The sequence below is a fragment of the Rhizobium leguminosarum bv. trifolii WSM2297 genome, assembly GCF_000271845.1.
In genome coordinates this window covers 1125755-1145822 of sequence record NZ_JH719393.1, presented here as the reverse complement: position 1 = coordinate 1145822, position 20068 = coordinate 1125755, and the positions used below count along the sequence as shown (strand labels likewise).

Genomic DNA, 20068 nt, shown 5'->3' with positions numbered 1-20068 from the left:
CTTTGCGCTCATACACCTCCCAGACTAACTCGAGAGCCGGGGATCCATCCTGGCCGGCTCGTGGAGCGAGCGGCGATAGTTTCCGCCCCACGCGACCAGCCCGCCGACGATCGCAAAGCCATCACTCTGGATGCATTTGATCTTCACCCAGTCGCCGAGGCGCCCGCTGCGATACGGACTGTTGCGGTCTTTCGCGATGATGCCTTCGAGCCCATGTTCGCAAGCAATGCGCAAGAGCCTGTCACCGTCGGCCTCGACCTCTTCTGACAGCCGGATAACATCTTCGCCTCCGGCGGGTACCATTCCTTCGAGCGGATGGCGCCGCGCGGTGAGCTCTGTCGCCCTGATGTCGTGTCCGTCGAAATAGAGGAGGTCGAAGGCCATCAGGATCGCATCTCATGATGACCTGGTGCCGCCGCGGCCGCCGAGCGACTGCTGAAGCATGCCGAAATCGGACCGGCCCTGCGCATCGAGCAAAACGGCTTCGCCATCCAGTATCGCGGTTGACACAGCAAGCCGCCTCGCCTCGGCGGAGATCGCCGGGAAGCGGTCCGTCCAGTCATGGCCGCGGCGCGTCAGGATGCGGATGCAGGATTGTTCGATGTGGACGGTCAGGCGGTAGCCTCCCATTTCACCTCGAAAGCCCATTGCGGACCTTTGGGCGGCCGAGGCTTGAGCAGTGCAAGGCACGGATCGATGCGATCCGGCATGGGATCAAGGGAGGCCTGCGGCTGGGCGGGATCGCGCCTTGCTGCGGAGCGGCGCGTCGGCTTCACCGAGTAGCGGCACGGCAGGTTTGCGAGGCAGCTTTGTCATGCCGACACTTCAGCAGCGGCGCTCGAAAAAGCAATTTGCCCAAATTCATTAGAAGCGGCCAGGAATTTTGTTGAGCCAGGGCTTCAAAGCGAGAACGAGCCGTGCCCTAGCTGGCCAGTTTCTTAACAACATCATCGATCGACTCCCTGACGGGGTAATAACTCGGTCCTCCGTCTTTCTGAAGCACAGAAACATAGATGTGGGTGCTGCCGGGGAACGACCGGACGGCGATGACGTGTTCCGGGTTGATGAAGATAAGGGAGTCATTTGAACCCGCATAGTGGAACGGCACCAGCCTCATCTCGTCGTCCTCTTAAAGTCTTCGGGCGTTGAACGAGAAAAGTGACCGATAGTTGCAAGGGCCATTCGGCTTTGATGCAAAATTCCAACTACCGTCCATTCCGGTCCGAAAGCGTACAGGAACCCGACGGATTCTCTATCGTTAATGCGTCGGGACCGCGCGCGAAAGAGACCCGTGCGCGCCGGGCTCTTACCACCGCCCACCCCACGCGCGGTCTCACCCTTTCCATTCAATTGCCCCGTTTCGACGGGGCTATTTTTGCTGAGGTAGTCCGCGCGGCATACGATTTGTGCCCTAGAAACTCAATGTTCAGGAAGGGCAATGTCCCGTCATTGGTCCCACCGACGGGCGGCCAGTAAGCACCTATGCACTGACCGCCTGTCGCGTTTGAGGAAATCATTTCGACCTGATACGGCAATACGATATATTTCGGATCGGCGACCCTGAGAGGTGGCTTTTTCTGGCGTGATTTGGGGCCCGAAGCGCAGACCTACCTCCCGGTAGCTACGCTCACCATTGCCGTAATACTCAATGACTTCTCGCTTGAATGCGCTGCTGTATTTGGACATGCAAAACCCCCGAAGTTGGGTGTCCAAATTTCGGGGGTCAGTTTAGCCAGCGGGGCTTCTTTTTTTGTTCGCGGTCATCTCGTGATCTGGGGCGGCCGAGCTACGAGCGAGATTGATATGTTTGACCGTGATCAACTCAAAACTGTGGCCTTCGAAGTAGCATTTAACGACTGGTGGCGGTCGCAACCAGGGTCCTTCCGTGACAGCGTTTCCTCGTCGGCTGCACGCGCTTGCTTTCGCGCAGGATATAGCGCCGGCAAGAACGCCACCGAGCGCCGCTTCGTTTTCAGAGCGGGCCGAATGCGCATAACCGTCTGGGCAAGTGGCCTTACGGCAGCGAAGGCGAAAGCCGAAATAGAGGCCGATTTCCGGGCAGCAAAGAAGGGGTGGCCCAAACCAAAATCGGGTTGGCAACTCCAGGAGGAATAGCGACAGCCCGGCGCACGAAGGTGTATGATCAATCCAGCAATCGTTGGGCGAACGACCAACTGCGCGATTGATGGCCGCCCAACGTACAGGAGACGGTTTGCTTAGGGTTTAGCAAGTGATCGCTGGGCGGTCAGGGGGAACCGCGCGATTAATATGCTGGTGAGTTCCTCCTGGGTACGATGGCCGCGATTGAAAAGGTCGACTGCCGTGCTGCAGATTATTTCCGATGTCTTGTCGTCCGGTTTGGCCTTGTAGTGCCTATACCAAGATTGAACGGACAGCGAGAGCACGGCCAATTCGGTTTCTTGGACGCTCGTGACCAGCATTCCTCATCTCCCCACAAGTTGAAACGCGGCAGCTTTGCAGGTTTCATACGACAGCCTGCAATCCCAGTTGTGCCGTGACGTTGAAGAATATCTCCTGCCATTCAGTGCGAGGTGATCGCACGACCGCTGGACGCGAGATGCTCTGTAATGGCGCGCCGGATTTCGGTCACCGTGTCGAAGAGCCTGTTGTCCAGGTCGATGACATTGAAGCGGACAGCGATGAATTTGAGGCGGTTTTCGACAGGGACCGCGATCCCGACTTCCTGACCATTGAATACGACAGCTTGCTTTTGCATAACAAACCTCGGACGCGCTACACGGGAGCACCATCTTAGAAAAGTGGAACAAAGGGTTTACGACGCGTCAGATTGCCGGCGTAGGTCGGTATCGGATCGAGACGAGATCACGCACTCGCTGCACGAAGAAACGAAGTCGGACAAACAACGTCATCATCCTCCCCTCAAGCGAGGTCAAAGACCACAGAGTATCGGCGAGAGCCGGTTATTTCGGAGTTCCCCTGTGAAAAAACGTAGTCGAGAAACCTCGAGTAAGCAACTGATTTTTGTGATTATTTAGCATTTGAATCGTATGACAATTACCGCAGGTGCGAAGTAACAAATGATGTACGTTCCTCCGACTCCCTTCATCGACGGTCCTTCGAGGCTTTACCGCACACAAACTGCGCACGAAATAACCGCCGAGCGAGCGCCGTCCGAGCGCCGAAGCGGTTGCGATACTCCTAAGACACTTCATGCGTTCCTGTGTCCCAACCTCGACAGGATAAAAGGAAGGGGAACCAAAATGGAGCCCAACGAACTCGCTACACGCAGGCAACTATTGCAATAATGCGGGGAAAGCGCAGGATTGTCCAAAGTACCTTCGCCTGCGACAGGACATGCGCGATGAGTCAACTTGGTAGCGAACCAGTTCGTGACCCTGGGCACCTCGGCTTCGACAAGGCGCGGCTGGCGCGACTGAAGCTGTGGATGCAGCGATATGCCGACACCGGGCGCTGGCCGGGGGGTGCGGTGCTCATCGCGCGTCATGGAGAACTCGCCTTTTTCGACTGCGCCGGGCACGCCGACGTCGAAGCCAAGCGGCCTTGGCATCGCGACCTCATCGGCCGCATCTACTCGATGACCAAGCCTGTCACTGCCGTAGCGCTGATGATGCTGTACGAGGAGGCGCGCGTGCATCTCGACGATCCGGTAGAAGCTTACCTGCCGGAATTCAAAAATAGGCAACTTCTGATACCGGACGCAAAGTCGCTCGACCAAACGGTGCCCGTCAAAACGAAGATGACGATCCGTCATCTGCTGACCCACACATCTGGCCTAAGCCTTTTTACGAACCCCGGAATACTCGGCGAAGCTTATGCCAAAGAAAAACTCGGCCTCGCACTTGCCTACGGTGGGCTGGACAAGATGGTGCGCAGGATCGCCGAGCTGCCATTGGAATGGGAGCCGGGCACGAAATGGCAATACAGCACCGGGTTAGATGTCATCGGGCGCATCGTTGAAGTCGTTTCCGGAATGACGCTCGACAAGTACTTCGCGACTCGCATCTTCGAGCCCCTCGGCATGACCGACACCGGCTTCTCTGTGCCAGGGTCTGGGATCAGCCGTTTTCCCCCGCTCTATGAGGCCATGGCTGGCGGAATGGCTTTGCACGAAGCGCCCGAGGTTTCGGAGTGGCGGCAAGGCAAGGTTGACACGTTCTGCGGCGGCGGCGGGCTCGTCGGAACCATCGACGACTATTGGCGGTTCGCCGAAATGCTGCGGGCTGGAGGTGAACTCAACGGCGAACGCATCCTCAGTCCCCGCACTTTGAGATTGGCGGCGTGCAATCACCTGCCGGGCGATCTTGCCTCGCTCGCAGCCGAAGTTTGGGCCGAAACCCAGTTTGATGGCGTCGGGTTCGGTCTGTTGGGCTCTGTCGTCCTTGATCCGGCCAAGGCACAAATTTCGGCGCAGGTGGGAGACTATGGCTGGGGCGGCGCGGCAGGCACCTTCTTCTGGGTGAGCCCGGTCGACGACATGGTTGTCATTCTCTTCACGCAACTGCTGCCTTCACACGCCATTCCTGTGCGCAAAGAGCTGCGCGCACTCGTCTATGGTGCGTTGACCGGGGCGTGAAGAGGTGGACGCCAGCCTCGGAGTTGACGGAGCATGGAAGGGCAACAGAAGGCGGCATCGGTTCGAGAGATGTATCCAGAGGATGCGCGAGCATTTCTGAAGGTTCATCGAGAGGCCGCGTGGGCCCGCACCTTCGCTGCTAGCGAACCTCTCGACCGTCGCGACATATGCGGAAGGTATTCCTGTGTTCCTGCTCGGGGTAACCCGGGGTTCACCATCTCACCAAAGTATATGTGAAGCGACGCGTCGGTCGCGTTGATTTCTAAGGGATTTCAGGTTGATGTTACGCTCCCGCACGATGGATTCAGTATGCAGCGCTACGAGATACAAGCACTCGAAAACGGAATGTGGTCGGTCATCGATCATCAGACCGGCAGTCAACTCGTCGACGGGGAAGGTTCGACCGAAAAACGAGGCTGGAAGCCCAGGCCTGGGCCGATTTCCGCAACGGCATGTTGGTTCCTCCCGCAAAGGAACGGATTTCCTCACGGCTCCAGAAGATGCGCCGCATCTGGCAACTGCTCTCTGGAAAGTCGCTGGCACGGTGATCGGCCTTTCAGAAATTCGGTGCCATGACGTAGCTGGTCGGGGTTGTGAAGCGGCGACACCAGGAAGGGTACTGTCGGCCATATTCGGGGGCAGTTGATTTTCAGCAGTAACGCAGCCGTTGGACTGATACGATTGGTCGCTGCCACTCCGACCTCGGCTCAATGCGGACCATCATACCATCGCGCAATATAAGCGTAGAATACTCCGGACGGCGATCTTAGCAGGGCGAGGCCGATTGGGAGATCAGACGTGCTCTTGCCTCAGGTGAGCCACGATAATGTCTCTAAACCTCCTAAATCTTCCGGAACTCTCCGAGCGGCACATAGAGATGCTCGCGAAGGTAATAGCCGACTGGTGCGGCGCGAACTCCCTCGACGCAGGCGGGGATTGCGCGCAAGCCGCATACGCTGCCGCCGTTGATCTTTTAAGTGCAAACACAGACCTGTCAGCGTGCCAGTTGCGACAGGCACTGGACCTCCGAATGATTGAAAATAAGCGCGAGGACCCTTCGTCGTAGACTCAAATTGGGGGATAGCGGGCGCTCCGTTTGGCGGGTTTCACGCCAGCGATGGAGCATGTGTCTTGTGGACGAGTGTCGTTTTTTGCACCTGCGAAAGTCGCTCACCGTAAGATCGGCAGAACAGGCGTTCGATCTCCTGTCGGCCCGTTGGCCAGTATCTGACGGAAAGGCTTACATCGCGGCCTTTGAAGCCTGCGAAGGGGTCGATGACGGACATGTTTCAGACGAAAGCGCTCGGCAGTAGTTCTTGTCGGCGTTGAAAGAAAGCTCGAAGTCTCCTACTCGACCGGCACTGCCCATTCCGAGTGACACGTAGCCGCCGGTATAATCGAGCCGATCGAGATATGCGGCTCTCAGCCGCGGGGTCCGGGTGACACCGCCAACCCCACACAAGTTTCGAGATCATGCCCGAGCATCAGCAAGGAGGAACAACGGCGGAATTTCTTCAAAACCGATGGCGGCGTTCCTGTTCCGGATGCCGGTCTAGCACGAGGATATATTTTCTGGCCCACCGATCGGCAAGGAAACCGTAAACCTGGAGCCTTCTCCCCTGTGGCTTACGACGCTTATTCGGCCACCGTGGAGTTCGACGATTTGCTTGACTAGAGTGAGACCGATGCCAGTGCCTGCTATTCCGGTGGATGTCCTCGCTCGAAAATACCGTTCGAACATTTTCGGCAGATCATCCTGATCGATGCCTATCCCGTAATCTTGCACAGCGACATGAACACAATTGCCTTCTTGCCAGCATCGAATGTCGATTTGCGGTGAGGTGGGTGAATATTTGACTGCATTCGACAGCAGATTGGTGATCACCTGTTCGAGCGCAGACCGATCTCCCACGATCATCTTCGGCAATTCCCCGAATTCCGTCGAGATGCGGTGGTTCTCAGCCAGTTCCTGCTGCCGCTTGCAGCAAAGGGAGACCAGATCCCTTAGCGGAAGTTCTTCGAACTTTATCCCGATTGTTCCGGATTCCAACCTCCCGACTGACAGAATGCTTTCCATCAACTCGACCATCCGGTTGACCGCCCGGCGGATGTGCTGACACTTTTCCGCGACGAAATCCGACGAAAGCTCTCCGCTACGTCTCACAAGCCGCTGCGCGGCGCCGTCAATTATTGCAAGCGGGGTCCGGAACTCGTGACTTGCCATCGAGACAAACTGCCTCTGCAGCGCGCTGGCGCGCCGCTCCTGATCGAGCGCTTTCTCCAGCTGTTGCGAATTTTCTTCGAGGTCCTTCGCTTTTTGCCGCAATTCTTCGGCCTTTTTTCGTGCTGTGATGTCACGCGCAACGCCGATGAGGCCGGCAATGTCGCCTGAACCATTTCGCAGTGGTATTTTGCTTGAGGAGAGCCATTTTTCCTGGCCGCATGCGTCGACGATGGCCTCTTCCTCGTCCAGCATCGGCGTACCGGTGCGAAGAATTTCCTCTTCCTTCAATTTGAAATGTGCCGCTTTGTGAGCCTCATGCAAGTCGAAGTCCGTCAACCCTATCAAGTCGCTGGACCGCTGACGGCCACAATCCAGGGCGAGGGCTAGATTGGCAACCACGAAGCGGCTGAAGGTGTCCTTTACCCATAGATAATCAGGCAGCTGATCTATGAGGGCTTGAAGCGAAATGAGCTCTTCGGTTGGCTTGTTTCTGGATTTCATTTCATCGTCCAGGACGTGTCGGGAAATCCATCCACCTCTCTCAAAGGGATAGTGGCAGATCTTTACGCCCCGACCCGACTGGAGGATTATCGACATGCGCTCAGGGTTTTTGCTTTGGCGGCTTTCGGACGACGGAGCGAAAAGGCATTGTGGCCGGCTCTGGCTCAGATGTGCCCGCGCCACCAGCGTCTCCAATTCTTTGACCGACAGCCCAACTATGTCTCGGGCCGAGCAAATTTCATAAATCGTGCAGAAAGACGGATTGACGTAGTCTAGCCGACCCACCCGGTTGAATATAGAAACGCCTTCGGGATCCCGATCCAGTGCCGCTTCCATGCTGCTCAGTTTTTCGCTCAGATTTCCGTCAGCGGTATGGTCGCGCCCCTCGCTGAAGGACTTTGCTGCGGCAAATTCTTCCATTCGGCGAGTAGTTTCGGGCATCCACCAATTCTTTCTTCCATGCGGTTGATACAAGGCCAACTGGCAGCCGCAAATCTTAAGGCGTAGTATTTAAGATTCCGTCGCCTTTGAGACCCTCCTTTGTTGGACAAATTGACGTCGCCTTCTGCCAGTTAGTCTACAACCAGGTCATTTCATATTGGCCCGTAGCCTATCACCGTCCCTAATAGGGTGCCGATCAGCTCACCTGACATCCCCTTTCCGACCCTATGATCTGTCCGAAAGCGTACAGGAACCAGACGGATACATTATCCTCTCAGCCACGAAGATAGAGTTTCCCTCGGCCGTCTGCACCTCGGCAATATCGACGTGGAAGTAGGCCTTCGTCGCACGGCTAGCCGGAACTTGTCTGTCCAGGACCGGAGCCGTCCCTAACGGATCGTGCCGCCAATCACCATTTTCGAAACGAACTTTGAGAGCAGCACGCTGTCGAAGTGGCCCGGCGAGTTCATCATGATATCAATGGCTTCAGACTGAGAAAACGCACGCTTGTAAGGTCTGATGGTCGTCAAAGCTTCATAGACATCGCAAATGGACGCAAGCCGAGCTGCATAGGGAATGGTTTTTCCTAACCGACCGTCGGGATACCCAGAGCCATCGTATTTCTCGTGATGAAAGCGGCAAATATCGAGCACTTCCGGGGGGAACTGGCCAGTTGCTGAAATCATCTCAAAACTTCGCTGAGGGTGCGTTCGAACGAGCTCCATCTCCTCGGCCGAAAGTCTCCCCGTGTTCGTCAAGATGTCATCCGGGAGGGCCATCTTGCCCAAGTCGTGAACTAGTCCGCCCAGTCCCAGGAGTTTGACGTCCTCCTCTCGATGCCCGAGGCCACGCGCGAAAGTGACCATCAAAGCGCTCACGGCAAGCGAGTGGAGGAAGGTTGTTTCGTCTTTCTCCTTGAGCCTTGAGACCGCAATCAACGCACCTGCATTGTCCAAGGCGGCAGACATGATCTGCTCCACCGCAGAGGTCGCAACTTCACCGTCAAAGCACCCCTTGATCCGGGAGTCGGAAAGCATGTGCCGAATGTGTGGACCGATCTCCTCGATAGATTGCCGCGCCCGGTCAATGTCCTTCGCACAGAAAATAGTGAGAAGGTGAGCCTCGAACGCCTCTCGTCCGTTGCGATGCGTCGATACGCTCGACTCCACGTCGGCGCCTTTAAAGACGTCGATCACAACGGTCCTAACGTGGCTCGCTGCAAGTCGCTCGAGGTCGCTGGCGGATGAAATCAGGAATGGCTGAAACCGCCGAATATTGCGCTCTCCCCCAACCTCCAAATCCTCGACATACATTCCCACACGAAGTTGGCCAACCTGTATCCTCTTTCGCATCGCCTGGCCTTCAAAGTGATTTCAGTAGTTAGCGTTAGCCTTAAATGAAAAGCTTGAACGTTTTGTGCATGGCACCAAGTCTCCACTTCTATTGTCCAACGGCTTTCGCGGGCGGTTTGCTTTCACTGAGCCGCTGTCCGCGCTGCTCTAGAACTTGCGCGGCGAGGGTGCGATCGAGGGCCTTGGAAAACAGGTATCCTTGACCGAGGATGCAACCGAGCTTGCTTACCTGATGGACTTGCGATTCCGTCTCAATGCCCACTGCAACCACCCGGATCCCGAGGTTGCGGGCTATCCCCATAAGGCCATCAACGATGAACAACCCTGCATCACCTGGCACCATCCGATCAACAAAAGATTTATCAATTTTGATGACGTCGACCGGGGTAGTCAGCAGGTTGGTCAGGGATGCGTAACCGGTTCCAAAATCGTCGAGGGCGACCCGCACCCCTTCCGAGCGAAGGGCTTTTATTTCCTTCGCCACCACGTCGTCCCGTTGCCCAAGATAGACGGATTCGGTCACTTCGAGAATGATGTGCTTTAGAGGAACGTCAGCGCAGCCGAAGATCTGGCAAAGCCGGTCTCGTAAATTGCCACCGCGAAAATCGGCGGCCGAGAGGTTGATGCCAACATGCTGCACTGGAAGCCCACTGTCGAGCCATTGGCGAATGTCGCTTGCAACCCGCGTAAACATCCGCTGTGTCAATTCAGCTGCGACATGTGCGTCTTTGGTGGCTTCCCGAAAATGGGCAGCGGCGATTAGTTCGCCGGATGCCGTCGTCATTCGGCACAGCGCTTCGAACCCGACAACCTCATGCGTATCGAGGCGGACGATCGGCTGGTAGTGGGGGTCGATCCGATCCTCTGCGAGTGCCACTCCAACATCCCGAACTGCTCTGGACCGCCGGATCAATGCCGTGCCCAAGCCGGGAGAAAATTCCACGAACTGGCCGCGGCTGCGCTCCTTCGCGTGATACAACGCGACATCAGCGTTGCGGCGGATCTCATCTGGAGTTTGATTCTCCTCTGCAAGCGCACCGCCGATCGTCGCGGCGGGAAAAATGACGTGGCCGTCGCAGGAACAAGGAGGTGAAAGAGCCTCCAGGATTTTCATAGCTTTGGCGTTAAGATCGATACCTTTTTCGCCAGACACAATGATTGCGAATTCATCTCCGCCGAGCCGGAAAGCGCTTTCCGCGCCGGCCACGGCCGAAATTCGGTCAGCGACGACCTTGATCAACGCGTCACCCGCGGCGTGACCGAAGGTATCGTTCACCAGTTTCAGATTGTCGACGTCGGCGAGCAAGATGCCCCAGGCGCGACCAGATGTCGAAAGATCTTTCGTAAGTAACTGATCAAAGCGCGCGCGATTGGATAGACCCGTCAGAGCGTCCCTATAGATCAGGCGCTGACGTTCCATCACCCTTTCTTCCCGGTCGATCGCGATCGAGCACAGGTGAACACAGGCGTCGACAAGCTCTTGTTCGGCAGCGCTGGGGCCGGTGCGCTCCCGATAGTAGAAGGCGAAAGTCCCGACGACGCGCTCGCCACTCTTGATCGGACTGGACCAGCAGGCTTTGAACCCAAGCGGCATGATCAAGGCTTTGAAATCATGCCAGCGAGGGTCGGACCCGATGTCTGTCACGACCACCGTTTCTCCGAGATACGCAGCAGTGCCGCAGGAGCCCACCAGCGGGCCGACTTCAAGATTGTCGATCGCCGCTAGATATTGCGATGGCAGAGAGGGACCTGCCAGGCCGTGGAGACGGCCGCCGTCGAACCTCTGCACTGACGCGGTGACCCTGGGAGCAACCTTCTCGACCTTGCGACAGAGCTGCTCGATCGTAATTCCCAAGGGTTCGCCCTTGGCGATCATTTCAAGTATGGCATTCTGCAACTTAAGGATCATCGCGCTCTATCTCGAAGAAGCTTCAACCTATCAGCCCGGTTTTCAGATCAGGTTATCCGTTTGATTAGACTTTGATCGAAGGCAGGTCTTTAAAAGGGAGGCTTCGGCGGTCTTGAAGGAGCTATGTAGACCATCAAATCATGGTCGTGAAATTGGATCTCGGACCATCGGTCCTTCGAAGAAGGGTGGAATGGCATTCTGGCAGGACCGACTGTTCATCGCGCTTGCCCAGAACGCGGGAAATGCAACAGACTATTTCCGACTTCCAATCGGCCGAGTCGTCGGAGTTGGCCTTCAGACGGTGATCTGACGCGATTCAGCACCTGCGAACCTTGGGGAAACGCTTCTTGTCCGTCTTCGATCTCATCGCCCTACTGCTCACCCTCACTGCCGCCTTCTCTTGGATAAACCAGCGCTACCTGCGTCTCCCGCCGTGCCTCTTGCAGCGATGGTCGAAATTGGCCCGCTCGACACTCCGGCCTACGCGGTGTCGCGAGTAACAAGGTGAGTGTTTAGAGCTCGGAATTCTTTCGGAGTGCAACTCACCTCACGCTTGAAGAATTTGCTGAAATGGGTAGCTTCCTGAAATCCCAGTTTTTCCGCAATGATACCAACCGGCAGGTCCGTATGGGCGAGCAGGCGCTTGGCTTCGAGATTGATGCGTTTCGAAATAAACGCTTTCGCGCTCATGCCGACTGCCAGATGGGTGGCGCGGGTCAGGCTTTTTTCGGTGCAGCCGAGGTCAGACGCATAATCGCTGAGCTGGTTCCACTCGGCGAAGCGCTGCTCTACCAGTTTCTCAAAGCGCCTGAAGCGTTGCAAGGCGGTCGAATCCCCCAAATTTTGCGTCCGCCGCTCGCCATGAATAACGGTCAACCAGGTTACAAGGGCATAAAACTGGTAACGCAGCAGGGCCTGAACATTGGCCGTGAGCTCGCTTGCAGAGCCGCCGCCCTTGGATGGTGAGGCGCCGATCAATGAATCGTCGCGCATCCGCAGAATCGAATGGGCCGCGCGATCGAGCTCGCCGTTCAGTCAGCGTGAGACGTTCCGGCAGGCGTTCGAGATCGAACATCTGGCGCAGATCACGGGAGAGTGAAACGGCCGGCAAGAGGAATTCGGGGCGAAATAGAATTATCCACCCATCCCACTCTTCGTCGCTTCCGAAATTGTGAGCCTGGCCTGGCCGCAGCACCAGAAAGGTCCCGGCACTGCACGAAACAGGCTGGAAATCCACGATCTGAACGCATTCGCCACGGGTGACGCAGATCAGCATGAAAAACTCGTACCTATAGGTCCAACGCATGGCCGCGGCCGCTGTCCGCCGCTTGAGGTCGGACACGCTGAAGACTTCGAGATCGTACGGATGGGGCTTTGCGGGGTGAAAGCTCAGGTGATGGATATCGACCTTGCCAGGCTGGACCATTTTGCGACGCTCTCCGTATCGGCCGCCTATGCAGTTACAGCTAAATCTGTCCGATTTATACCACAGTTTGCTCGTTCTACGCCTTTATAGTCAAGCGATCAGTCGATAATTGCCATTGAGCCTCATCTCGGGCAGGTAAAAATGACAGTCGTTAGGACCTGGTCCAGTCGACATCTCTTTCTAGGGATCCCCTTCCCGGAAATCGAAGCCGTGGGCCCGGAACCGGATTATCGCGGCGGTTCGACTTGTCGAAGAGTAACTTTGAAAGGAACGCCTTATGTCTAAGTCGCAAGAATCCTACGAGCATGACCACAGCAGCGAGGAGCGTGTGCTAGCAGATCATCTTATCGGGCTGGAAAAGGCCGCTATTGATAAGTGGTTCAAGGGCGATACTTCGGGATACGAGACGCTATGGTCAACGCGCAGCTTCACTTATTTCGATGCGGTGGTTACGGAGCGCGTGGATGATTAGAGACGATCAAAAATTTTCTAGGCTCTATCCATGGCAAGTTGTTCGCTGAGCACTATGATTTTCAATCCCCAAGAGTGCAGGCAGTAAAAGACATGGCGGTTCTTACCTATCAGCTTTTCTCAAAAACAAATCTGATAGATATGGAGTATAATGTGGTCGAGGTTTTTCAGAAGGAAGAAGATGAGTGGCGCGTGATTCATTCTACCTGGTCCTTCATACGCCCCATGGATAAGAAATTTCCTGATACTGTTGTCTAAAGATTGATACGCCCCTGCCAGATCGGACCTCTGATCTGCATTTGCCAGAAGGGCAAATGGACCCGAAATCACTCATCGCCGTCGCGCACAAATCTGCCCAGCAGCTCCACGACGCCGTTTCGGAGCCTGCATCCGCATCCGGCCGGCAGGTTTACAAGGTGGGGGGACGGATATTCGCCCGGCCATCACCTGAACAGGCGGCATTGGATATCGATCACTGCGGGCGAAGGCGTCACCGAGGAACTGGTCGACAATGAAGTGCGTGAGTCCTATCGCTTGGTACGGTCCAAGCTGCCATCAAGCAAGCACGCTGCAGACGGCTCGAAGCAACGCCGGTTGACTTCCCGGCAAATACAGCCCTTAGCCCGCAAGGTCGCTGCGTCCATGCCGGGCGTTAGCCACGGGCGCCCTTTCGTTGAGAAGCTGGACGTCTACAAGGTCGGCGACAAAGTGTTTCTTATCGTGACCGACGACCCCAATGAGCGGATCATCACGGTAAAGGTCGAGCCGGAACAGCGGAGCGCGTTGAGCGACCGTTTCCAATCGGTGACGGCGGGGCGCTATCTCGACAAAGACCATTGGATATCGATCAGTGCGGGCCCTGGGATCACCGACAGCGTCGTGAGCGATCTGGTGAAGGGCTCGTACCGTCTTGTACTTAACACGATACGGAAATCCGACAGGCCGGATGGCAGCGGGGCCGTCTGAAACGGCCGCCCCCCGGTGGCGCGAAATTGCCTCGTAAGAGGCACCAACTGCCATCAGCAGCGCCAGCGAGGCAAAGAAGCCGAGACACACGCCTGAGCCAGCCCTAACATGGGCGACATCCCCGAACACGTCAACGGCGCCAGCTGTCATGGTAAACGTCGCGTTACACATGAGTAATTTATTAAATTAGCCGTGGTACATCCTTCTTAGGAAATCCGGCGGAGCGCTGGAAGTTGGGGGTCTTTCAATGCGTCGTCCAAGCATAAAGTCGAGCCTGCTGCTGATCTTCATCGGCGTAGCGGTTCTGTTCGGCATCGTCGCGTATCTTGCGATCGATGGTCTCAGCAAGACAAACGGTTCCACCGAAGAAATTGCCACGAATTGGTTGCCGAGCGTACAGGCATCCCGGGTGATCAATCTCAACATGGCGAATTTGCGCGTCGCCTATCGCGACCACATTATCGCACAGACGGAAGCTGACAAGAAAACGCGCGAAGAGGCCCTTATCGTCGCCGAGGATACGGTTCGCAAATCGATAGACGCCTATCTTCCGTTGGCCTCATCGGACCGCGAACGCCAGTTGATCGACGGAATAAGGGCGAACTTCGAGAGTTACATCGCCAGCAGGCCGCAGCTTCTCGCCCTATCCCGCGCGAACAAGATCGGAGAAGCCGGCCAATATCTCGGCGGAGAGATGCGGACCTACTCGGATAAGCTGAAAGAACTGACGACATCCCTGGTCGAATTGAATGTTATCGGCAGCAAACAGGCTGCCGACGTGAGCAGGACGACCTACGCGTCGGTGAAGTTCTACCTCTTTGCCGCGATTGGTCTCGCGGGCTTGCTCGTCGTCGGTGCGATTTCCTTCGTGCTGACAGGCATTGCCAACCCCGTGACCCAGATCACAGCCTCGATGAGGCAGTTAGCAGAGGGCGACACCAGTTCCGAGATTCCGTTTGCCGGTCGTGCCGACGAAATCGGTTCCATGGCTGGAGCGGTCGAGATATTCCGCCAGGCCGCCATAACAAACAAGCGAATGGAGATGGAAGCGGAGGAAAGCCGGAAGCAGGCGGAGGCCGATCGCATCGCCGCCCAGGAAAAAGCCGAATCCGATGCCGCCGAGCGGTTGCGCGTTGCCACATCGGGTCTGGCAGCCGGTTTGAGACGGCTTGCTGCCGGCGATCTTGCCTTCCGGCTGGATGATGCGTTCGCTCCCGACTTCGAAGCCTTGCGCCACGACTTCAATCAGTCCGTCACCCAGCTTGGTGGAGCGCTGATGTCGATTTCCAACAGCATAACCACGATTGACGATGGCACCCGGGAAATCTCCTCGGGAGCGGGTGATCTTTCCAAACGCACCGAGCAGCAGGCAGCCTCGCTTGAAGAGACGGCCGCCGCACTCGAAGAGATTACCGCGAACGTGGCGAACTCGAGCAAGCGCACCGAAGAGACCCGTAGAGTGGCCACGGAGGCGAACCGAAGCGCTGCGATGTCCGCGGAAGTGGTTTCCCACGCCGAAGAGGCAATGGAACGCATCGAGACCTCGTCGCGACAGATTTCCAACATTATTAGCGTCATCGATGAAATCGCCTTCCAGACCAATCTTCTCGCCCTCAACGCGGGCGTGGAAGCGGCGAGAGCCGGCGAAGCAGGCAAGGGTTTTGCCGTCGTTGCTCAGGAGGTGCGAGAACTTGCTCAGCGTTCCGCCAGCGCGGCCAAGGAGATCAAGGGCCTCATTCAAAACTCCTCGCAGGAGGTGGAGAGCGGTGTCAAACTCGTGCGTGACACCGGCCAAGCTCTCACGACCATCGGCGGCTTCATCACGCAGATCAATCAGCACATGGATGCGATCGCAACCTCTGCCAAAGAGCAGTCGGTCGGCCTGAGCGAGGTCAACATTGCAGTCAATCAGATGGATCAGACAACGCAACAGAATGCGGCCATGGTAGAACAATCGACGGCCGCTTCCACCTCTCTTGCTCAGGAAGCCCAGAAGCTTCGCGAGCTCGTAGGCCAGTTCAGGCTCGATGACGCCGTCTCAAACCAGTCCGCGATTCTTCGCTCGGCGGCTAAAGCAATGGCTCCCCCTGCCGCTGGTGCAACCGTCCGGCTTGCCGCGCAGCGACGTTGACATCTTGATGAGCATTGGCGTGCCGAAGAGGCTGCCAGAATCTTTATTGCGGACGAGCGTTGCGCGAGGTGATGACTACGATCAACATATGCTTAGCGGTGGTTCAATCTGATCGGCATCGCAGACCACTGCCGATCGGACAGGCGCCGTCCGGCTGGGGCGAATGACGCTCGAGGCGTTTGACTCGGCGGCTTTTGGAATATCATCAACTCATTGGCATGCTGCCTCATGCTTCTGGACTGGCCCAATGCAGCGCCTCCGTCGTTACAAGCCTCGCGATCTTCTCGGATAGCGCAGGGTCCGATACAGCCCGAGCGAGGGTTGCACCACCGGTAAGTAGGGCGAGTAACAGAATGGCCCGATCATCCCGCGGATCTCCCTGAGGATCGATTGGCGCGTCTTCTGGAAGGCCTGCAGCGATTTCGGCGATGAGATGCTGCAGTTCTTCGGTATAGGCGCTTCGGGTTTCGTTGTCGGCGCGCATGACATCGCCCGACAAGCTCGGCAACGCACAACTTTCGCCGAGACTGCATGTCCGCTTATATCCCAAATAGTAGTTGACGAACTTTTTCAGCCAGCCCTGCGGCTGTTCGGCCTTAAGGGTTGAAATTCCTAGCCGCAACTCTTCCAGCCCGGCTAGGACGACAATGCGGAAGGCTTCGCTCTTTGATCGAAAATGCCCGTAAAAGGCACCGTTCGTCACACCGGCCGCCTTTGTCAGCGCGTCGATGCCGGCACCGCCGTAGCCTTCTTTGCGGAACACCTGGCCGGCTGCGGCGATGACTTTAGCCTGGGTACGCTTCTTATGCTCGGCGCTGTAACGCATATGAAACCTCATAAAGAGAAATCACTCTTTATCATTGCATAAAGAGCTTTCGCTCTCTATTGATAGAGAGCGTTCGGTACATATCGCACCCGGACACGCGTAAAACAAGGAGAGACCATGCCCATCACACTGACCATACCAGAAGGCCTGCTGTCGCCTGCCGCGCAAGCGGAGGCATTTGCAGGGCTCACGAAGACCGTCCTCGAAGTATCTGGCCTCAACGGAAATGCGTTCATGACGGCAAATGTCGTCGGCTCGATTAACGTCCTGCCCAAAGAACACGTCCTAGTGGCCGGAAAACCAGCGGAGGCGGCGTTCGTCGAGCTGAAACTGCCCGAGATCGCACTGGCGACGCCGGAAGCTAAGAGGATGTTCGTCGAGAAGGCAACCGACGTGGTCGAACGAGCCGCAGGAGGGCGGCTCCGACGCGAACATATTTGGTCGAACATTGTTTATGCACCCGAGGGGGCATGGGGGATTGCCGGGCGTAGCTATGACAACGCCGACCTTGTCAGCGCCATTACCGGGTCTGCTGCGTAACGGCATTGGACATCGAGAAAGGCCGGGCCGTTCGGCCCGGCGACCATGGGAGCTTGTTCTATGCAACTGGCCAACTACCTATTCTTCACCACGCAGTGTGATGCTGCGCTTGCTTTCTACACCGAATGCGGCCTTGGCCGGATAACGACGCTGATGCGTCACGGAGATCACGGCATTCCACTCGCGAGCGAGGGAATGAAGGGCAAGGTGATGCATGCGCGTTTCGAGGGGCCGGGAGTACTGTTCTTCGCCTCGGACAATCACGACGCCGAGCCGATGAGAGGCTCGGCCCATATTCTCATCATGGACGATCGCGGTAAGACCAAGGACCTGTTTGCGAAGCTTGCAGCCGGCGGCAAGGTGACGACACAACTCGCGATGCAGCCATGGGGGAGCTACTATGGCAAGCTCACGGATCGGCATGGGGTTCAATGGATGCTGGACTGCAAAGTTTAGGGGTCTTCAGGGCGGAAGCACTGGACGATGCTGGTCACTGTATTCTTGCTGATGACGAGACCAGGCTGCATCACGTTTGTAGGACAGCCCTACTTCAGGAAGCTCTACGGTTCGTCCTTCGCCGCTGCAGTCTTCTCGCTTCGCAAGCTGTACGCACCACGAGAAAATGTTCCGATTCGCAATCGGGAAGGTTTTCCATCCGAGGCTGCAAGACTTCGCATCGAGGATTCCATGCTTTTCTCTCCACACGTCGCAAGCATGAAAGGCGACACGACTCGGTGCACCCATTTTTGTACAATCTCGGCAGGCGGAAGAGCGGGCCGAAGGCTTTAAGAAGGTTGGGCGATGAGCGCGAATTCAGTGGGGGTTTTCGAACGCGATGGAAAATGGATTGTGTAAATAGCCGAATGCGGCAAGAACAGTGAACGTGAATTTGGAAACGAAGAGTTCGCGCAAAACTATACGGCCGGGCAAGCTTTGCGGTTACACGCCATCCCGGAGTCATCACCTACATCCGAGAAGCATTGAAAGGAATATCATAGATTTCCGCCTCATCGGCGGCATCCCGGAGCCCCTTATATGAGGCGTGCCGCAGCTTCCCGACATGGGTCCAGGCTCGGTACTCGATTTCGGCAACCAGCTCCGGACGGATGAAGACTGCATTTCGCTTCCTACCGGTGTCGACAGCGGGCTTGCCGATGACCCGCTTGTCCATTTGCTCCCGGAGCTCGACGGCGGAACGTTCGTCGAAGCCGGTCCCCACTCCCCCGACATACACGAGCTCGTTTCCTTTGTGCGCGGCGAGCAGCAGCCGCCCGATGCCGCCGAACGATGCGGTCGACTGCTCATAGCCGACGATCACAAAGCCATCACTCTGGATGCATTTGATCTTCAGCCAGTCGCCGAGGCGCCCGCTGCGATACGAACTGTTGCGGTCTTTCGCGATGATGCCTTCAAGCTCGTGTTCGCAGGCGATGCGTAGAAGGGCATCGCCGTCAGCCTCAATCTCCTCGGAAAGCCGGATATCGCCCTGCCCTCCGGCCGGCACCAAATCCTCGAGCAGATGCCGGCGCATGTCGAGTTCGGAATTTCTGAGATCGTGGCCGTCGAAATATAGAAGATCGAAAGCCATGAAGATGGCGTCACTCGACAACTGGCCGCCGCGACCGCCGAGTGATTGCTGCAGCAGGCCGAAATCCGACCGGCCCTGCTCGTCGAGAACCACGGCCTCGCCGTCGAGGATTGCCGTGCCAACGGGAAGCCAGGCGGCCGCCTGTTTGATCGCAGGGAAACGATGCGTCCAGTCATGGCCCCCGCGCGTGAGGATACGCACGCGGGACGGCTCGATGTGAACGACAATTCGATAGCCATCCAATTTAACCGCGAAGGCCCATCGCGGGCCTTTCGGTGGACGCGGCTTCAGCTGCGCCAGGCACGGTTCGATGCGCGCTGGCATAGGATCCAGGAGGAGGTGCGGCTGAGCGGGATCTCGGCGGCGGCGCGCCTTGCTCCTGATTGGTGCATCAACGTCACCGAGCAGCGGCTGTGAAGGTTTGCGAGGCTTTGTCATACCACAACTTCATCAGCAATGCCTTAAATAGCAATTGACCAAGATTGATTATGACCCACGCCGCCACTACGCGCCGTAGCTCACTCATGTGTACCATTCTTGCAATTGAAGAGGCGTTCTCCGACTCCTCTCATACATCGGCCGGGGGAAATGAGGTTGATCATGTTCCCGTTGGATGTATCACACACCGCGCTGGACGACGCCGCGGTCGCCCTCTGCCAGAGGGTCTACAATCACGTCATTTCGGTAAAACAACTCAACACCGACCGGGACCGCGAGGAACTGGCTAGCCGAATTATCCAATCGTTTCAGCATGGAGTGAAGGACGAGGACACCTTGGTGGGGCTGATAATCTGACGGCAGTTGCGGCCCCGGAACTTTTCTCGCGCGTCGGCATGTTCAACGCGCGAGGACGGGCAAGGCCGACTTCTCGCAGCCTCTCGTCCCCTTCCCATGCACGCTGACTCGCCGCGACCTCGCGGGCCTTTTTGTGGACGAAAGCGTACCGGAACTATCGTCACTCATCGATGTTATGTACTGCCGATCGCGCAGAGGGCCAGGCCCCTGCACACCCCCTGCACTCTGCGCCATCCTCAACAAGACGGCTGCGGAGGTTCTGTTTTTTGCAGATGCTGGACGAAGACGAATTCACCGTCCTTTTCACAAAACGGATTTGGGA

General features: G+C 56.9%; 20 protein-coding genes and 2 pseudogenes. 11 read left to right on the top strand and 11 right to left on the bottom strand.

Annotation, left to right across the window (positions count from 1 at the left end; genetic code table 11):
• Nucleotides 1-102: 102 nt before the first annotated feature.
• Both RLEG4DRAFT_RS09090 and RLEG4DRAFT_RS09085 read right to left on the bottom strand, forming a co-directional pair.
• Nucleotides 103-816 (bottom strand): annotated as a pseudogene (locus RLEG4DRAFT_RS09090) (non-homologous end-joining DNA ligase); the annotation flags it as partial.
• Nucleotides 817-922: 106 nt separating this feature from the next.
• On the bottom strand, nucleotides 923-1117 hold the full coding sequence (locus tag RLEG4DRAFT_RS09085; RefSeq protein ID WP_003577132.1) for a hypothetical protein: 195 nt from the start codon (nucleotides 1115-1117) through the stop codon (nucleotides 923-925).
• Nucleotides 1118-1803: 686 nt separating this feature from the next.
• On the opposite strand from RLEG4DRAFT_RS09085, the gene RLEG4DRAFT_RS42495 reads away from it, so the two are divergent.
• A complete protein-coding gene (locus RLEG4DRAFT_RS42495; protein WP_003577130.1) occupies nucleotides 1804-2115 on the top strand; it encodes a hypothetical protein in 312 nt (103 codons plus the stop codon).
• 101 nt (nucleotides 2116-2216) lie between these two features.
• On the opposite strand, the gene RLEG4DRAFT_RS09075 is transcribed toward RLEG4DRAFT_RS42495, so the two are convergent.
• Nucleotides 2217-2441 (bottom strand): hypothetical protein, encoded by a 225-nt coding sequence (locus RLEG4DRAFT_RS09075; protein WP_003577128.1) that lies wholly within the window; start codon nucleotides 2439-2441, stop codon nucleotides 2217-2219.
• A gap of 101 nt (nucleotides 2442-2542) precedes the next feature.
• Nucleotides 2543-2737, bottom strand: coding sequence for a hypothetical protein (locus tag RLEG4DRAFT_RS09070; RefSeq protein WP_003577126.1), 195 nt, complete (start codon nucleotides 2735-2737; stop codon nucleotides 2543-2545).
• Between the two features lie 606 nt (nucleotides 2738-3343).
• Between RLEG4DRAFT_RS09070 and RLEG4DRAFT_RS09065 the strand changes: the two genes are divergently transcribed.
• Both RLEG4DRAFT_RS09065 and RLEG4DRAFT_RS59910 read left to right on the top strand, forming a co-directional pair.
• Nucleotides 3344-4576 carry a serine hydrolase domain-containing protein gene (locus tag RLEG4DRAFT_RS09065; protein WP_003577119.1) on the top strand — a complete coding sequence of 411 codons (1233 nt, stop codon included), beginning with the start codon at nucleotides 3344-3346 and terminating at the stop codon, nucleotides 4574-4576.
• A gap of 1124 nt (nucleotides 4577-5700) precedes the next feature.
• Nucleotides 5701-5889, top strand: coding sequence for a DUF982 domain-containing protein (locus RLEG4DRAFT_RS59910; protein ID WP_085061888.1), 189 nt, complete (start codon nucleotides 5701-5703; stop codon nucleotides 5887-5889).
• A 239-nt stretch (nucleotides 5890-6128) separates the two neighbouring features.
• Here the strand turns inward: RLEG4DRAFT_RS59910 and RLEG4DRAFT_RS38095 are convergent, their stop codons facing one another.
• The 3 genes from RLEG4DRAFT_RS38095 to RLEG4DRAFT_RS09045 form a co-directional block, all read right to left on the bottom strand.
• Nucleotides 6129-7721 carry a sensor histidine kinase gene (locus RLEG4DRAFT_RS38095; protein ID WP_051040891.1) on the bottom strand — a complete coding sequence of 531 codons (1593 nt, stop codon included), beginning with the start codon at nucleotides 7719-7721 and terminating at the stop codon, nucleotides 6129-6131.
• Between the two features lie 410 nt (nucleotides 7722-8131).
• Nucleotides 8132-9094: an HD-GYP domain-containing protein gene (locus tag RLEG4DRAFT_RS09050; protein ID WP_003577115.1), complete on the bottom strand. Its 963-nt coding sequence runs from the start codon at nucleotides 9092-9094 to the stop codon at nucleotides 8132-8134.
• An 88-nt stretch (nucleotides 9095-9182) separates the two neighbouring features.
• Nucleotides 9183-11003 carry a putative bifunctional diguanylate cyclase/phosphodiesterase gene (locus RLEG4DRAFT_RS09045; protein ID WP_003577113.1) on the bottom strand — a complete coding sequence of 607 codons (1821 nt, stop codon included), beginning with the start codon at nucleotides 11001-11003 and terminating at the stop codon, nucleotides 9183-9185.
• 112 nt (nucleotides 11004-11115) lie between these two features.
• Here RLEG4DRAFT_RS09045 and RLEG4DRAFT_RS59905 point away from each other — a divergent pair, with 112 nt between their 5' ends.
• Nucleotides 11116-11313: a KUP/HAK/KT family potassium transporter gene (locus RLEG4DRAFT_RS59905; RefSeq protein WP_432416792.1), complete on the top strand. Its 198-nt coding sequence runs from the start codon at nucleotides 11116-11118 to the stop codon at nucleotides 11311-11313.
• Between the two features lie 170 nt (nucleotides 11314-11483).
• Here RLEG4DRAFT_RS59905 and RLEG4DRAFT_RS41115 read toward each other — a convergent pair whose 3' ends face one another.
• On the bottom strand, nucleotides 11484-11996 hold the full coding sequence (locus RLEG4DRAFT_RS41115; RefSeq protein WP_245277944.1) for a helix-turn-helix domain-containing protein: 513 nt from the start codon (nucleotides 11994-11996) through the stop codon (nucleotides 11484-11486).
• 145 nt (nucleotides 11997-12141) lie between these two features.
• Nucleotides 12142-12279: pseudogene (locus RLEG4DRAFT_RS59900) on the bottom strand (AraC family ligand binding domain-containing protein); the annotation flags it as partial.
• A gap of 427 nt (nucleotides 12280-12706) precedes the next feature.
• Between RLEG4DRAFT_RS59900 and RLEG4DRAFT_RS42490 the strand changes: the two are divergent.
• From RLEG4DRAFT_RS42490 to RLEG4DRAFT_RS09025, 4 genes are all read left to right on the top strand, one after another.
• Nucleotides 12707-12901, top strand: coding sequence for a hypothetical protein (locus tag RLEG4DRAFT_RS42490; protein ID WP_245277943.1), 195 nt, complete (start codon nucleotides 12707-12709; stop codon nucleotides 12899-12901).
• A 92-nt stretch (nucleotides 12902-12993) separates the two neighbouring features.
• Entirely contained in the window at nucleotides 12994-13158 is a 165-nt protein-coding gene (locus RLEG4DRAFT_RS59895; RefSeq protein ID WP_432416791.1) for a hypothetical protein, read from the top strand.
• 258 nt (nucleotides 13159-13416) lie between these two features.
• The gene (locus tag RLEG4DRAFT_RS09030; RefSeq protein WP_210161325.1) at nucleotides 13417-13866 is read left to right on the top strand and encodes an MmcQ/YjbR family DNA-binding protein; all 450 of its coding nucleotides are present in this window, start codon (nucleotides 13417-13419) and stop codon (nucleotides 13864-13866) included.
• A gap of 247 nt (nucleotides 13867-14113) precedes the next feature.
• The gene (locus RLEG4DRAFT_RS09025; RefSeq protein WP_003577108.1) at nucleotides 14114-15997 is read left to right on the top strand and encodes a methyl-accepting chemotaxis protein; all 1884 of its coding nucleotides are present in this window, start codon (nucleotides 14114-14116) and stop codon (nucleotides 15995-15997) included.
• A gap of 226 nt (nucleotides 15998-16223) precedes the next feature.
• Here RLEG4DRAFT_RS09025 and RLEG4DRAFT_RS09020 read toward each other — a convergent pair whose 3' ends face one another.
• On the bottom strand, nucleotides 16224-16823 hold the full coding sequence (locus RLEG4DRAFT_RS09020) for a TetR/AcrR family transcriptional regulator (protein WP_003577106.1): 600 nt from the start codon (nucleotides 16821-16823) through the stop codon (nucleotides 16224-16226).
• Between the two features lie 117 nt (nucleotides 16824-16940).
• On the opposite strand from RLEG4DRAFT_RS09020, the gene RLEG4DRAFT_RS09015 reads away from it, so the two are divergent.
• Together RLEG4DRAFT_RS09015 and RLEG4DRAFT_RS09010 are read left to right on the top strand one after the other, a co-directional pair.
• The gene (locus RLEG4DRAFT_RS09015; protein ID WP_003577104.1) at nucleotides 16941-17363 is read left to right on the top strand and encodes a tautomerase family protein; all 423 of its coding nucleotides are present in this window, start codon (nucleotides 16941-16943) and stop codon (nucleotides 17361-17363) included.
• A 60-nt stretch (nucleotides 17364-17423) separates the two neighbouring features.
• A complete protein-coding gene (locus RLEG4DRAFT_RS09010; protein WP_003577103.1) occupies nucleotides 17424-17819 on the top strand; it encodes a VOC family protein in 396 nt (131 codons plus the stop codon).
• Nucleotides 17820-18327: 508 nt separating this feature from the next.
• Here the strand turns inward: RLEG4DRAFT_RS09010 and ligD are convergent.
• Complete coding sequence (gene ligD, locus RLEG4DRAFT_RS09005) at nucleotides 18328-19389, bottom strand: non-homologous end-joining DNA ligase (protein WP_037093385.1); 1062 nt, start codon at nucleotides 19387-19389, stop codon at nucleotides 18328-18330.
• Nucleotides 19390-19551: 162 nt separating this feature from the next.
• Here ligD and RLEG4DRAFT_RS09000 point away from each other — a divergent pair, with 162 nt between their 5' ends.
• Nucleotides 19552-19746 (top strand): hypothetical protein, encoded by a 195-nt coding sequence (locus RLEG4DRAFT_RS09000; protein ID WP_003577100.1) that lies wholly within the window; start codon nucleotides 19552-19554, stop codon nucleotides 19744-19746.
• The last annotated feature ends 322 nt before the right edge of the window (nucleotides 19747-20068 follow it).